This is a genomic window from Hymenobacter seoulensis (genome assembly GCF_054780535.1).
The window spans coordinates 82,699-96,867 of sequence record NZ_BAAGWD010000010.1; the positions used below are offsets into that span (position 1 = coordinate 82,699).

Here is a 14,169-nt window from a genome sequence, read left to right on the forward strand (position 1 = left end):
CAAGGCAATCCGGCACCATCAAGCTGCCGGATTACCGGAAGCGGCATCCCGGGAGACGAGGAGGGAGCATCCTTAAAAACGAGTTTAACACAGTAAGCCCAACAGCAGGAATGGCCGATGCAAAACAACTGGTGACTGATCTTTTCAAAAGCAACGGCATTCTCATTCCCGAGCACCGGATGAAGTTGTTCGACCGCTTTTTACAGCAGGAGCAGAGCCTTGCCATTCTTCACCAACTCAGAAAAAATCAGGATCAACTCATGGCTAACTGGAAAACCGAGGAAAGAATAGCTGAAATCGTGCAGCAGCCCATCCGCATTCCAAACGCTACCGTGGGTAAACCTTATGCCGCTCCCTTTGACTTCGAGCAGTATGGCTGGACTGACCTGATCGCCTTCCGCATCGAAGGCCTGGAGGCACTGGGACTGACGTATAGCGCCGAAAACAACCAGATTACCGGGGTTCCCACCCAAAGCGGGGACCTGAAGTTTGCGGTTTTCTTTAAAGTGGAAGGGCAGGCGGAGGACGCTTCCTTCCACCAAAAAGACATTTCGCTTATCATCAACCCGGATCCGAAAGGCCTCTGGAAAAACCTGGAAAGCGACCGGAACGATCCCTACTGGAAGGAAGACGATGTCACCTTGTTTGCACCCCTGGGCGACCGGCACCTGCTGGTGTCCTCCAAACGCGGGCGCTCCCACGCCAACGTGGGCTCCTTCCGGGAAGATGACTTCGCCTTCAAGGAGCTGCCCAACGGCTGGAATGTGGTCGTGGTGTCGGATGGAGCCGGCAGTGCGAAACTAGCCCGGAAAGGGTCGGCGCTGGCCTGCGCCGGCGTGGTCAACCATTTTCTGGATTCCGCGTCCGTGGAAAGCATGGCCGAGTTTGACGTCTTGGTGGAGCAGCACGCCAGCCAAACCGGGGAGGACACCCTGAAAAGCCTGAACCGTTGCGTGTACAACAACCTGGGCAAAGCGGCTTTTCAGGTGCACAAGCAACTGGAAAGCTTCGCCAAGGCGCAAGAGCTCACCTTGAAAGATTTAAGCAGTACGCTCATCTTCACCCTGTTTAAAAAGTACGACGTGGGCTACGCCATACTGTCCTTTGGGGTCGGCGATTGCCCCATTGCCGTGCTTAGCTCAGACGTGTCCGAGGTGACGCTCATGAACTGGATCGACGTGGGTGAATTCGGGGGCGGCACCCGGTTTATCACCATGCCCGAGATCTTCCAGAATGAAAAGTTCGCTACCCGGTTTGGGTTTAAACTGATCGACGACTTTTCGTACCTGATCATGATGTCGGACGGCATTTATGACCCCAAGTTCGTGGTGGAGGCCAGCCTGCCTGACGTGGCCAAGTGGCAAGAGTTTCTGGCGGATTTACAGGGCCAGAATGAAGACAAGGCCGCGGTAGAACTGAGCACCACCAACCCCGACATTGCAGCGCAACTCTCCCACTGGATGGATTTCTGGAGCCCCGGCAACCACGACGACCGAACCCTGGCCATCGTGTTCTAGCTCGCGGCGTGACCCTGCCCCGCCCTCGCCCCGGAAACAGAGCCCTTCCTTTACTATAGACCTGAACCTGTGAGCCAAAGCACTAGCAGCAACTTTCTTAATACACCGGCCCGAACCGTGAGGTCGGTGCCGTCCCTTACCACGCCGGGTAAAACCTACCAGTACGTGGATAACGGTGAGCCCATGCGGGGTGGCATGAAGGACGTGTATTTCGGGCCCGACCGATCGTACGTGGTCGCTTTTTACCGCGACAAGCAGGATTACAATTCCCGCGAACGGCTGCGTAAGCTTGTAACCCAGTATTACGATAGCTTCTTCAACCGGGAAGGTGGCCAGTACTACCAGGAGCTGTACTGCTGGCCGACCGACCTGGTGGAAACCACCGACGGGAAAGTAGGCTTGATTGTGCCTACTTATAACAAAAACTTCTTTTTCGAGAAAGGCTACGCCACCAGCGACGGCATTAAAGGCAAAGAGAAACAAGGCTTGTGGTTTGCCTCGGCCAAGTTTCGTAACCCTCAGTTTGCCTTGCGCCTGGATGAAAGCGAGTTAGGCACCTGGCTGAGCTATTTCCAGATCTGCGTCAAAATTGCCCGGGGTGTAAAACGCCTGCACGCCGCCGGGCTGTCCCATTCCGACTTATCTTACAAAAACGTTTTAATTGACCCGGTCAGAAAATCCGCCACCATCATTGACATTGACGGGCTGGTAGTACCGGGGCTATACCCCCCAGATGTTATCGGCACGGCCGATTTTATTGCCCCGGAAGTCCTGGCCACCAAGCACCTGGAGCTGCGCGACCCCAACCGCAAGCACGCCAACCGTACCACCGACCTGCACGCCCTGCCGGTCATGATTTACCTGTACCTGCTCTACCGGCATCCGCTGAAGGGCGGGAAGGTTAACTCCCTGGATACGGAACAGGACGACCTGCTGTCCATGGGGGAAAAGGCCTTGTTTATTGAGCACCCGACCGACCACTCCAACCGGCCTAAACTGGATCAGGTCTCGAAGTGGACGCTGCCCTGGGCGGATGTTGCCAAGCTGCCCTACGCCATTACCGGCCCCTACCTAAAGGCCCTATTTGATCAGGCCTTTGTTGCCGGCCTGCACGATCCTAACCAGCGGCCGAACGCCGACCAGTGGGAGCAGGCCCTGCTCAAAACCACCGATCTGATGCAGCCCTGCAGCAACCCCAGGTGCCAGCAGAAGTGGTTTGTGTTTGACAATACCACGTCGCCCAAGTGCCCGTTTTGCGGCACGCCGGTAAAAGGCACCCTGCCCGTGCTGGACCTGTACTTTGAGTTTAAGCCCACGGTCTGGCGCCCGGAAAACCACCGCCTCATGGTTTACCACAACCAGTACCTGTTCCAGTGGCACGTAAACCGGCACGTAATCCGAAATGAAAAACTGACGGCCGAGCAAAAGACCCCGGTGGGGTATTTCACTTTCCACCACAACAAGTGGGTATTGGTCAATCAAACGCTCACCTCCCTGAAAGACCTGACCGAAGACAAAGACATACCCGTGAACACCATGGTCGATCTGACCGACGGCAAGAAGCTTTTGCTTTCCAAGGAAGAGGGCGGCCGGGTGGTGGTGATCACCATGGCCAATACGTAGCGCCCCGCCGGCCCCCGCCAGCCAGAATGAGCCGAGCAGTTGAGAGGAACACTATTCTTAAAACTTACTAACCCTTACCCCGATGAGAATCAAGCCGCTAGGAATTATTGTTGTTTTATTGATCATGGGGGTGCTGGGCTACTTCGCCCTCCGTCCTCATTTGTCAGGCGGGCCCAGTGACAGCGCTGCCTCCGCTACTACCTCGCCCACCATACCCGGCAACAACCGGCCCCGGGAGGCTTCCGCGGAAGTGCCGGCTGCCGCAACGCCCCCCCCTACGGCCCCAGCGGCCGGCACTACCGAGGAAGCCCGGGAGTTTAGCTACGCGCCCGAGAAACCGGAAAATGGTACGCTGCGGGGGGTAGTGGAAGTGGGGGCCACGGGCTTTAACTCCTTTGTTATCAACATGGACCGCCAGAAACGCTGGGAGATTGTCTCCAAGGATTTTGGCGAGTCCCTGGCCTACGAAGGCCTGGCCACCACCGAAGACATCCGAGCCGGGCTTAAAAAGTACCTGTCCGCCATGTTTGACAAAGGCGTGGCCAACAGAAACATGCACTTCGTGATTTCCTCGGGGGCCCAGAAAGAACCTAAAACCGCCATTATCAGCAACGAGCTAAAGAAGATGGGGTATGTGGTCAACAACGTAACCGCCGAGCAGGAAGGCAAGCTGGGCTTTAGTGCCACCGTGCCGGCTGCCTTCGCCGATAACTCTTTCCTGGTGGATATTGGATCCGGCAACACCAAGATCTCCTGGCAGGAGAATGGGCGCCTGCAATCCGTTGAGCTGCCGGGCGCCAAATACTACGAAAAAGGAACCGCCGATGAGCAGGTCTACAACCAGGTGAAAGCGTTAGCGGCTAAAATACCGGCCAACAAGCGTAACGTAGGCTTCATCCTGGGGGGAGTGCCCTTCACCCTGGCCAAGCAGCACCGCAGAGGAGAAGAAAGATACACCGTCTTGAAGGAGCCCGCCAGCTACAAGGCCGCCGACAAGAAAATGGCCTCGGGCTTAACCATCTACAAGGGGTTGGCCGAGGGGACCGGCACGGACACCTTTGTGTTTGACTGGGATGCCAACTTTACCATCGGGTTTTTGCTTAGCCTCAACCAATAAGTTCTCTTGCCATGAGTTTCTTAAAGCAGTTGTTGACGCCGTTCGTGGAGTTTGAGGACGATTCCACGCAAAAACCGGCGCCACCAAATCCTCCCGCGGTGGCGCCACCCGTTACGGCGCCCCCCGTGGCGGCGCCGGTCACGCCTTCCTTTTTGCCCCCAGCAGCACCCGCGCCCCCCGAGAACGCCCAGCATCCGCTGATCAATGGCCCGGCCACCCCCATCCCGATTCCGGATAATCTGCCCACTTACTCGGCCGCAGGCACCATCACGGAACCCCTGCCCGAGCACGAACAGTATTTTGAACGGCTGATTGATGAGGCGAATGCCCGCAATCCCTTATTTCAGGGGCCTGACTACAAGGAATTTGTGGACAGCAAACTCGACATTGACGACATCCAGGACGAAGCCATTAAGTACCAGACCGCTTACAACGTGCTAAAAAGCACCGGCCTCACCAAGGAAAAGCTGCTTTCCACCGGCCAGGAATACCTTAACCTGATTGGGCGGGATCTAAATGCTTTTCAGAGCGCCCACGCCCAGCAGTACCAGCAACAGGTGCGGCCCAAGGAGGATCTGATTCAGCAGAAGGCCCAGGAACTGCAGGCGCTTACCCAGCGCTTAACCGTCCTAAAAGCTGAAATCAACCAGATTACCCAGGAGATTACCCTTACCAAGGATAAGATGAACACCACGAAGAACTCCTTTCTATTAGCTGGCGAAAAAAAGCAAAAGGAAATTCAAACCGAACTCCAGAAAATAGCGCAACACTTCTAACTCTTTAAGTAGCCAGTACCTTACCGGAAGAAGTCGACGAAGCGGGGTACTACTGCAGGCGAAGGTGAAATATTAGGAGAGAGCAACTTCTGCAATTTGCAGCCTTGGCCCAGCGCAACCCGGGTTTAAGGTTATGAGCAGTGATCGGGTTGCCTGCTCGGCGAAGCAACCCTGGTCCCAGTGATCGCAGAGCAGCTGGCATTCCAGGGCGGCCGGATCCGAAGGCAGCTAGCAGTAAGCCAGGGGAAATGGCTTGTGGTAGTGGTTGTAATCTTCACCAGCAGGTACCGCGCACCCTGCGGCAGCGGTTAGATGCGGTTTACTAATTTTTTTATGAGCACGATCTGGCCAAGGTGGTAGTAGCTGTGTTCAATCATGGCCTCTATGTTTCGTTGGTAGGTTCCGTATTTTTCCTCCCCAAACACTTCCTGCAGCCGGGCTTCGGGCAGGTTTCTGACTCCCGATGAAAATTTCTCGGCATCCTGGAAAAAGGTTGCCAGCACCTGTTCCCAGTGCTCCTGGGAGCGAATCGGCGAAAAATCAAAGCTAAACTGATCTTTAATGGTAAGGCTGCCCCCAGTGAGGACGGGCGTCACCCCCGTAAGGTAGTAGTGCAGGTGCTGCACCAGCGCGGCAATAGTGTTCACCCCAGGGAGGGGGGTAGTAGCCGTCTCCCAGGACAGTCCCGTTAGTTCCTGGCGATAATTGGTGTTGGCTACCCAGGTGCCGGAGAAAATGACCTCCTGGAAACGATTGGCTAGTTCCTCACTGCTTTTCATGGTTATTCCTTTATGTACCTACGCAGGTCACCTACGTGGCGGCTTAAGCAGACAAGATAAGCCGCCCAGCTTATCTATAAAACAGCTTACTGGACACAGCCTGCCGCCGCACAGAGCTAGTAGTCAGCACCGATAGCTTTTCGGTTGGCAGCGCACTAGTAGGCTTGTCCGTACCGCCTACCGTATGCAGGGCCACCTACATGCCGTTGGTTTATCCTGCCGGCTTCCCGTTTCCAACCCGCGCAATTTGCACCTGATGTTGGCCTGGTTTGTTCGCCTGACCCCGCCGTTCCACCCAAGTGGAATACGGCTGCGCGTGCCTGGACTACGCCGGGGGTGGGGCAGCTAGGGGGAGCGCCTGCTTTCTTGACCTACGTAGTGGGGCTGGTCTGAGTACCGGTGAGATTAACCGCCGGACGGACATCGGGCGCCGTGGTTTTAGTGGCCACGGCGAAACACGTGGCGCAACTACTTGCGCCACCCTGAACGGGAGACTCTTCTTAGTCAGCGGGTGTCGGTTGGGAACCCACTCCTGCTATTATTCGCTGGTTTTCGCTCTTGTTTTACCCGGTAATTAACCCAGCCTGAAAAAGTAAGTCATTCCAACCTGAATTGCGCTGGGACAAGACCGTGCTGTCAACAGGCTGCTGAATGAACGCCTGCAAGGGGGACAGCCCCTGAATCGAACTCGGCCGGGCAGCGCTCAGCAAGCCAAGGGAAAAAGTAAAGTCAGCAGTAATCCAACTAGAAACGGAAACGCGTCATCCAACACAAAACGAGCCGATACGGCCCCGACTGTTTTGGCAATACGGGTTCGAGATGGCTTAATATACAATGTGATTTTTCCGGCAAACAGAATGCGCAGGCTAAGTTTGCAGACTTCGGTTTATTTTATTTTATGTTGCTGGCTCGGGTCTAGCGAACTCCCGAGTTTCATCTACTGCTTTGTTTATCTGTGGCGTGCCGTTTCGTGCCCCAAGCAAGTTAGGAATGCCTTTACCCGTGTAAACATGCAGTAGGTGCAGCAGCTGTATATATCCAGCACGAGTTTGAATGCACGCCCAAGAGGGGCGACCACGTGTAATTCACTGGGCTCGGCCGTACTACCCGGCGCAAAAGATCCCTGGGCCAAACGTATCCATTGGTAAAGTGACATTGTGCCCCACTGCTTTCAGTCGGAAAATTGTTCGCCGGTTGCTTGCGTACGGAGGGCAGCTTCCTCTATGTTTGCGCTACCATTACCTGCCACTTTTTGTCTCTTGTGTTCGCCCCTGGTATCCCCATGAAAAAAGTAATTTTTGTTTTTTTGCTGAGCCTTTTTCTTCTTTCAACCAACGCATTTTCGCAAGCCGTGGAATCGCCCTTGCAAGCTAAATTTCTGGTGGAAGGCGGTATTGAATACGGGGGCGATGAGATTCTTAAAGTATTTTTTACGAACGGCGGCGATCAAACAATACGAGCGGGGCAGGGTGGTTTCGTGGCTGTTGGGGGGCAATTAGAATTTTCGAAAATCAAAAATTTAATGCTCCGCACATCCATTGGAATTAAATACAACACAACCGCCGCCGACAATGCCAATATCCGGCTGACCAGAATACCAATTAACGTAATGCCCTCCCTGAAAATAAAGGAGGATTTCCGATTAGGGCTGGGCATCACCTCGCATCAAAACGTAAAATTCAAGGGGGACGGATTTGTCTCCGACCTGGATTTTAAAAGCTTAATCGGCCCCCGAGTGGAACTGGGCTACAAATGGATAGCCGTCACGTACACGGCCCTAAACTACCAAGCAGAAACGGGCGAAGACGTATCCGCGAACTCCTTGGGGCTGGCCGTTTCGCTGGTGTTTCCCAAATAAGAAAATTCAACCCTGGGGCGGGTGGTGCGGCGCGTGACCCCTGCCAGGCAAGAGCAACCAGTTTGCGGCCCGGCGATGCCCGGCGAGCTTTTCGCTTTTTCACCCAAGGGCACTGCTTTCGCAACGAGGATCAGGGGCGGGCCCGCGCTGCGGGCGGCCGCGGCCATACTCAGGCCAGGAGCTGCGGTTTCTGCTGGTACACCTGCCACAGAAACTCGCCGAAGATGGTATTGGCCCAAGCAAACCAGGACCGGGAAAAGTTACTGGCATCGTCCTTATGGAAGGATTCGTGCAGGTAGCCGGTCCCAGCGGGTGTGGCCTTTATACTCGGAAGGCAGGCGCGGATTTCTGCGTCGCTAGTGCTGGTCAGGCCGCGCATGACGATGGCCAGGGGCCAGATCATTTCCTGGCCCACGTGCGGGCCGCCGATTCCTTCCGCCGCTTTGCCCCGATAAAAAAACGGGTTATCGGAGGAAACCAGAAACCGGCGGGTATTCTGGTAGACCGGGTCAGTCAGGGGCACGGCCCCCAGGTAGGGCAGGGACAGCAGGCTCGGGATGGTGGCATCGTCCATCAGCACCTGGCCATCGACTTCGTAGGCGTAGATGCGCCCGTGCCGGGGGGCACTATGGCGTGCTGGCGTAGGGCGGCTTCTACTTCGTTTGCCAGGGCGGTTATCATTTCGCTGGCCAGGCGCAGGCTCACCACCGCAAAAAAGTTGCTGGAAATATGAAACGAGTACAGGGTCGCATCGTCGCTGGGCCGGAACGCCGAGCAGATCAGGCCCACCGGCAGCACCGGGTAGCCGTACCCCTTCATCGGCTGGGTATCCGTGGCAGTGGCGGTTACCCGCTTGAACTGGTAGGGGCCGGGGCTGGTCTTGCGCTGCTGCTCCCGAAAGGTTTGCAGGGTCGTGCGGATGGCCTGCTGCCACTGCGCGTCGAAAGGGTGCGCGTCCTGGGTTTTCTGCCAGTAGAAGTACGCCAGGCGAATGGGGTAGCACAGCGAGTCGATCTCCCACTTCCGCTCGTGCACGCCGCCCTGCATCCTGGTCAGGTCCGATTTCCATTCCCCCACCTTGGTATCGTCGTCGTAAAAGGCGTTGGCGTAGGGGCCCTTGAGAATGCAGCGGGTCTGGCGGTTAATTACCCCCGCTAGCAGCTGGCGCAGGGCCGGGTCCTGGCCGACAAAATTGAGGTAGGGCCACACCTGCGCCGAGGAGTCACGCAGCCACATGGCATCAATGTCGCCGGTGATAACGTAGGTATCGGGCCGGCCCTGGCGCAGGGTGTGCGTGAAGGGGGTATCCAGGGTGCTCGGAAAGCAGTTCTCGAACAGCCAGCCCAGCTCCGGATCTTTCACCTTCTTCCTGAACTCGGCAATGGCCGCCTCCACTGACCGGCTGCGAAAGCGCCGCTTAGCGGCGGCGGGCCGCACCACGGGCAAGGCCGGCCCCGCTTCCGCAAAGCAATAGGGCGGGAGCAATACGCTGGCGGTCAGCAGGGAAAAATTTTAAGCGAAAGCTCGGCGATGCATGCGGGAAGAGTAGGGAAGCCCCTGGTAAAAAAGTAAAAAAATGCCCGCAGCTGAGAGGCTAGTTTGCCCTTACGGCCGAAAAATCCGTCGCCGCCGGCAGCAGCACGCGGCCAGCACGGCGCCGCGCCCAATAACCAGGGCCGGAACCCCGGGCCTTGTCGCCCCCGCCCGCTGCAAGCCCTCGCTGCTGCCCGATGCGCAGGGCATTCGGAAAATCAGTTTCTTTGGGAGCTTACACCCTGGCTTTCTTTTCATGACTACTCGCCGAAAGTTTCTGACTTCCTCTTCCGCCGGGCTGGCCCTGCTCACCGCGGGCCGCTCCCTCGAAGCCGCCCGCCTGGCCCCGCTGGCCGTCAAGGGCCAGCCGCTGGTAATTTCAACCTGGGATACCGGCCTGGAAGCCAATCTGGGTGCCTGGAAGGTGCTCCGCCAGGGGGGGCGCGCCCTGGATGCGGTGGAAGCCGGCGTGATGGTAACCGAAAGCTCCCAGAACTGCTGCGTAGGGCTGGGGGGTAACCCCGACCGGGAAGGAATCGTGACCCTGGATGCCTGCATCATGGACGATAAGTTTAACTGCGGCAGCGTGGCGGCGCTGGAGCGCATCAAGCACCCCATCAGCGTGGCCCGGCGCATCATGGAGCACACGCCGCACGTGATGCTGGTGGGGGAGGGGGCCCAGCAGTTTGCCCTGGCCCAGGGTTTTCCGCTGGAACCCCAGCAGCTTAGCCCCGACGCCGAGAAAGCCTATCGGGAATGGCTTAAAACCAGCCAGTACCAGCCGGTGGTCAACATTGAAAACTCCGGCCGGCTGAAGAAACCCACGGGTCCGGTGGGAGGGGCCAACAACCACGATACCATCGCCATGCTGGCCCAGGATGCGCAGGGCAACCTGAGCGGCAGCTGCACTACCAGCGGCATGGGCTTCAAGATGCGCGGCCGGCTCGGGGACTCCCCTTTGATCGGGTCGGGTTTGTACGTGGATAATGCCGTGGGCGCGGCCGCCGCTACCGGCCAGGGCGAGGACGTTATTCGGATTGCCGGCTCGCACACCGTGGTGGAGCTGATGCGCCAGGGGCTTTCCCCCCAAGCCGCCTGCAAAGCTGCCGTGGAACGCATTGCCAAAATCAAAGGGGCCAAAGCCCGCGACATTCAGGTCTGCTTTATCGCGGTCAACAACCAGGGCCAGCACGGCACCTTTGCCCTGCAGAAAGGCTTCAGCTACGCCGTGTGCGACGCCCGGAACCAGCAGCAGCTTATTCAGAGCGCCTACCTGCTGCAATGAGGACGCGGGTTCTGGAAATCTGCGCGGGGTCTGTGCAGTCGGCCCTAGCCGCGCAGGCCGGCGGGGCGGACCGCATTGAGTTATGTCAGAACCTGGCGCAGGGCGGCACGACGCCCTCGCACGGCTCCCTGCAGCAGGTGCTGGCGCAACTTACCCTTCCCGTGTTCGCGTTGATTCGGCCGCGGCCCGGACATTTCCGCTACGATGCTACGGAACTGGCCATCATGGCGTCCGACATCCGGCACTGCCGGGAACTGGGTTGCGCGGGCGTGGTCCTCGGGGTCCTCACTGCGGCGGGCCACCCGGATCTAACCGCCTGCCGCCCCCTGCTGGCGGCCGCCGGCCCCCTGCCGGTCACCTTTCACCGCGCCTTTGATGCGTGTCCGGATCCGGCCCGGGCCCTGGAAGAAATTATCAGCCTGGGTTGCCAGCGCATCCTTACCTCCGGCGGTCAGCCGACTGCGCCGGCCGGACAACCGCAGCTGTCCGCCCTGGTGCAGCAGGCCGCCGGGCGCATCCGCATCATGCCGGGCGCGGGCATCACGCCCGACACTATTCAGGCCTTGGCCCGGCAGACGGGCGCCCAGGAGTTTCATGCCAGCGCCAAAACCCAACGGGTGGAGCGGCCGGCGGGCGGCGCCGGGGAATTTGATGCGCCCCGCTGGGAAACCGATGTGACAATGGTACAGGAATTGGTGGCGGCCTTGAATTCCCTATAATGAGCGGGGGCCTGCGTTGACCCGCCGATAAGGGCGTGCGCGACGGGTCGGTTTCGGGCGGCTGGCGATATCTTGCCTGATCGAAACGGCGCCCTTGCCGGCTACCGCAGCCCGGAAGCCAATACCGCCCGATAATGCCCGAACTACTTTCCACGCTTCCTACTGTGCCTTTCCTGTGAGCAAGAAAATCTGGATGTTGTTTGCCGTTCTGCTGCTAAGCCGGGCGGGGGGGCTGGGCGGTTCCCCGGCGGCGGCCCAGTCCGCCGCCCTAAGCCCCAGTGCCCTATCCCTCATTCCTCAGCCGGTGCAGCTTACGCCCGGGAGCGGAAGCTTTGCTCTTACGCCAGCAACTAAAATTTACGTGGACCCCAGCAACGAGGAACTGCGCCGCATCGGGCAGGCCCTAAGTCAGGACCTACAGCAAGCCGGGGGCGCCGCGCCGCCGGTGCTGGCGGCGCGGCCGGGCACGCAAAGCCCGGGGGGCATCTACCTGACCTTGCGCACCTCCCCCGATACGCTGGGGGCTGAAGGCTACACGCTCAGCGTGCAGCCTGCCCAGGTGATACTGGCCGCTACCCAAGCCCAGGGCGTTTTCCGGGGCCTGCAAACCATCCGGCAGCTGCTGCCCACCCAGCGCCCGGCGACGGCCCTCCGCCTGCCGGCAGTGGTCATAACGGACCAGCCCCGGTACCGGTGGCGCGGCATGCACTTGGATGTAAGTCGCCACTTCTTTAAAGTCGAGTTTGTCAAGAAGTACATCGACTACCTGGCCCGGCACAAGATGAACACCTTCCACTGGCACCTCACTGACGACCAGGGCTGGCGCATCGAAATCAAGAAATACCCCCGGCTGACTTCCGTGGGCGGCTGGCGCGCAGGCACGCTCATCGGCCACTTCAGCGACCAGCCCCACCAGTTTGATACCCTCCGCTACGGCGGCTTCTACACCCAGGAGCAGATCAAGGAGGTTGTGCAGTATGCCCGGGACCGCTACATCACGGTGGTGCCGGAAATTGAGATGCCCGGCCACGCCGTCGCCGCCCTGGCGGCGTATCCGGAGTTCTCGTGCACGGGCGGGCCGTTTAAGGTAGAGCGGCTCTGGGGCGTGTTTGATGATATTTTCTGCGCCGGCAACGAGCAGACGTTTACTTTCCTGCAGGACGTGCTGACGGAGGTGCTGCCCCTGTTTCCGGGCCCAATCGTGCACATTGGCGGCGATGAAGCCCCTAAAACCCGCTGGCACAGCTGCCCCAAGTGCCAGGCCCGCATGCAGGCCGAAGGGCTGAAGGACGAGCACGAGCTGCAAAGTTATTTCGTGCAGCGCATGGAGAAATTCGTTAACTCCCGGGGCAAGCGCATCATTGGCTGGGACGAAATTCTGGAGGGCGGCCTGGCCCCCAACGCGGCGGTGATGTCCTGGCGCGGGCAGGCCGGGGGCATTACCGCCGCCCGCCAGCAGCATAACGTGGTCATGGCCCCCGGCTCCCACGCCTACTTCGACCACGCCCAAGGCGAGGCCAGCCTGGAGCCGTTGTCGTTCGGCGGCTACCTGCCCCTGTCCAAAGTCTACACCTTCGAGCCCACGCCCCGGGAGCTGACCCCCGCCGAGCAGCAGTACATCCTGGGCGGGCAGGCTAACATCTGGACCGAGTATATTCCCTCGGAGCAGCAGGTGGAGTACATGGCGTTTCCGCGCCTGGCGGCGCTGGCCGAAGTGCTCTGGACGCCCGCCCGTCAGCGCAACTGGCCCGATTTCCAGCAGCGCATGCAGCAGCAGTACCGCCGCTACGAAGCCTGGGGGGCCACCTACTCCCGCTCTGCCTTCAACGTCCGTTCCCAGCTGACCCTCGACCCCGTCCGGCGCACCACCACCGTGACCCTGCACATGGACGCGGCCGGTCCCAAAATTGTCTACACCCTCGATGGGTCGGCGCCCACGGCCAGCTCGCCGGTCTACACCCAGCCGTTCACCGTAGCCACCTCGGCCCTTATCAAAGCCGCCTCGTTTGAAGCTGGCCAGCGGATGGGCAAAGTCACGACCCGAGAGCTGCTCCGGCACCAGGCCTTTGCCAACCCTGTAACGCTGGCTTCCGAGCCCCACCAGAGCTACCCCGGCGCCGGACCCCTCACGCTGGTGGACGGGCAGCGGGGATCCGTTAACCACGCCGACGGGCAGTGGCTGGGCTACTACGGCACCGACCTGGTTGCTACCCTGGATCTGCGGCAGGCCACCGACATTCGCACCGTAAAAACCACCTTCCTGCGGGCCGTGGGCTCCGGGATTCAGTTGCCCGCCCGCGTGGAGATTGCGGTGTCGAAAAATGGGAAAAAGTACCAAACGGTGTACGCGGCCCCGGTAACGGCCCCACCGGCCCCGAATAAGCCCAGCATCAGCGAAGTGCAGGCCGATCTAAAGAAAATCAAGGCTCGGTTTGTCCGGGTGACGGCCAAAAATGCCCAGGCTCCCGGCGCCGCCACGCCCGATACCTGGCTGTTTGCCGACGAAATTGTGGTTCAGTAGCGGGCGCCGGAGGTTGGCTGAACCCTTTCGGCGGAAAGCCGTGAAAGCGCAGAGCTTTATCCCGCCAACGGGGAGACGGATAGCGTTTCCAAGGGCCTGGAGTTTGCCACGGCGGATTGGTGCCTTGCGCAAAATGGCCCGCAAGATGGGCACAACCGCCGACTAAGCCTACTTCAGCCTACGCGAAGAACTAACGGCATTACTTCAACATTACCCTATCGCTCCATCGGGTCTGAGTTCCCGAACACGCGCTAACAAATGAATCGTGCGGGTGATTACGCCTGCGTTGTCAGTTCTTGTATTTCATTTTTATCGCCGACAATTTCTCGTCTATTTCCTTTTTAGAAAACCACCGCCCGCGAACCATAACCCCGCTGATCTGCGTGACATTGGTTATGTCCAGCAATGGATTCGCATCGAGTAACACGAGATCGGCAGTTT

Annotated in this window: 11 protein-coding genes; 8 read left to right on the forward strand and 3 right to left on the reverse strand. The window is 59.0% G+C overall.

Annotated elements, in window-relative coordinates; all coding sequences use genetic code 11:
* Positions 1–110: 110 nt before the first annotated feature.
* From ACYVHC_RS21465 to ACYVHC_RS21480, 4 genes are all read left to right on the forward strand, one after another.
* Positions 111–1,517, forward strand: a complete 1,407-nt coding sequence (locus ACYVHC_RS21465; protein WP_460615787.1) for a PP2C family serine/threonine-protein phosphatase — start codon at positions 111–113, stop codon at positions 1,515–1,517.
* Positions 1,518–1,643: 126 nt separating this feature from the next.
* On the forward strand, positions 1,644–3,140 hold the full coding sequence (locus tag ACYVHC_RS21470) for a helix-hairpin-helix domain-containing protein (RefSeq protein WP_460615788.1): 1,497 nt from the start codon (positions 1,644–1,646) through the stop codon (positions 3,138–3,140).
* Between the two features lie 82 nt (positions 3,141–3,222).
* Complete coding sequence (locus tag ACYVHC_RS21475) at positions 3,223–4,257, forward strand: hypothetical protein (protein WP_460615789.1); 1,035 nt, start codon at positions 3,223–3,225, stop codon at positions 4,255–4,257.
* Between the two features lie 11 nt (positions 4,258–4,268).
* Positions 4,269–5,033, forward strand: a complete 765-nt coding sequence (locus ACYVHC_RS21480) for a hypothetical protein (protein ID WP_460615790.1) — start codon at positions 4,269–4,271, stop codon at positions 5,031–5,033.
* Positions 5,034–5,341: 308 nt separating this feature from the next.
* Here the strand turns inward: ACYVHC_RS21480 and ACYVHC_RS21485 are convergent, their stop codons facing one another.
* Positions 5,342–5,812 (reverse strand): DinB family protein, encoded by a 471-nt coding sequence (locus ACYVHC_RS21485; RefSeq protein WP_460615791.1) that lies wholly within the window; start codon positions 5,810–5,812, stop codon positions 5,342–5,344.
* Between the two features lie 1,282 nt (positions 5,813–7,094).
* On the opposite strand from ACYVHC_RS21485, the gene ACYVHC_RS21490 reads away from it, so the two are divergent.
* The gene (locus ACYVHC_RS21490) at positions 7,095–7,670 is read left to right on the forward strand and encodes a hypothetical protein (protein WP_460615792.1); all 576 of its coding nucleotides are present in this window, start codon (positions 7,095–7,097) and stop codon (positions 7,668–7,670) included.
* A gap of 169 nt (positions 7,671–7,839) precedes the next feature.
* Here the strand turns inward: ACYVHC_RS21490 and ACYVHC_RS21495 are convergent, their stop codons facing one another.
* Entirely contained in the window at positions 7,840–8,244 is a 405-nt protein-coding gene (locus ACYVHC_RS21495) for a glycoside hydrolase family 125 protein (RefSeq protein ID WP_460615793.1), read from the reverse strand.
* Complete coding sequence (locus tag ACYVHC_RS21500) at positions 8,244–9,155, reverse strand: glycoside hydrolase family 125 protein (protein ID WP_460615794.1); 912 nt, start codon at positions 9,153–9,155, stop codon at positions 8,244–8,246. Before ACYVHC_RS21500 ends, ACYVHC_RS21495 begins: the two co-directional genes overlap by 1 nt.
* Before the next feature lie 304 nt (positions 9,156–9,459).
* Here ACYVHC_RS21500 and ACYVHC_RS21505 point away from each other — a divergent pair, with 304 nt between their 5' ends.
* The 3 genes from ACYVHC_RS21505 (at position 9,460) to ACYVHC_RS21515 (ending at position 13,728) form a co-directional block, all read left to right on the forward strand.
* Positions 9,460–10,488 carry a N(4)-(beta-N-acetylglucosaminyl)-L-asparaginase gene (locus ACYVHC_RS21505; RefSeq protein ID WP_460615795.1) on the forward strand — a complete coding sequence of 343 codons (1,029 nt, stop codon included), beginning with the start codon at positions 9,460–9,462 and terminating at the stop codon, positions 10,486–10,488.
* On the forward strand, positions 10,485–11,207 hold the full coding sequence (locus ACYVHC_RS21510; RefSeq protein ID WP_460615796.1) for a copper homeostasis protein CutC: 723 nt from the start codon (positions 10,485–10,487) through the stop codon (positions 11,205–11,207). The genes ACYVHC_RS21505 and ACYVHC_RS21510 overlap by 4 nt, the downstream gene beginning before the upstream one ends.
* Before the next feature lie 175 nt (positions 11,208–11,382).
* Positions 11,383–13,728, forward strand: coding sequence for a glycoside hydrolase family 20 protein (locus ACYVHC_RS21515; protein WP_460615797.1), 2,346 nt, complete (start codon positions 11,383–11,385; stop codon positions 13,726–13,728).
* The last annotated feature ends 441 nt before the right edge of the window (positions 13,729–14,169 follow it).

Excerpts from the sequence above, each read along its gene's own strand:
- ACYVHC_RS21465 (WP_460615787.1), top strand. The coding sequence starts at position 111 with ATGGCCGATGCAAAACAACTGGTGACTGATCTTTTCAAAAGCAACGGC.
- ACYVHC_RS21475 (WP_460615789.1), top strand. The coding sequence starts at position 3,223 with ATGAGAATCAAGCCGCTAGGAATTATTGTTGTTTTATTGATCATGGGG.
- ACYVHC_RS21480 (WP_460615790.1), top strand. The coding sequence starts at position 4,269 with ATGAGTTTCTTAAAGCAGTTGTTGACGCCGTTCGTGGAGTTTGAGGAC.
- ACYVHC_RS21485 (WP_460615791.1), bottom strand. The coding sequence starts at position 5,812 with ATGAAAAGCAGTGAGGAACTAGCCAATCGTTTCCAGGAGGTCATTTTC.
- ACYVHC_RS21490 (WP_460615792.1), top strand. The coding sequence starts at position 7,095 with ATGAAAAAAGTAATTTTTGTTTTTTTGCTGAGCCTTTTTCTTCTTTCA.
- ACYVHC_RS21495 (WP_460615793.1), bottom strand. The coding sequence starts at position 8,244 with ATGGACGATGCCACCATCCCGAGCCTGCTGTCCCTGCCCTACCTGGGG.
- ACYVHC_RS21505 (WP_460615795.1), top strand. The coding sequence starts at position 9,460 with ATGACTACTCGCCGAAAGTTTCTGACTTCCTCTTCCGCCGGGCTGGCC.
- ACYVHC_RS21510 (WP_460615796.1), top strand. The coding sequence starts at position 10,485 with ATGAGGACGCGGGTTCTGGAAATCTGCGCGGGGTCTGTGCAGTCGGCC.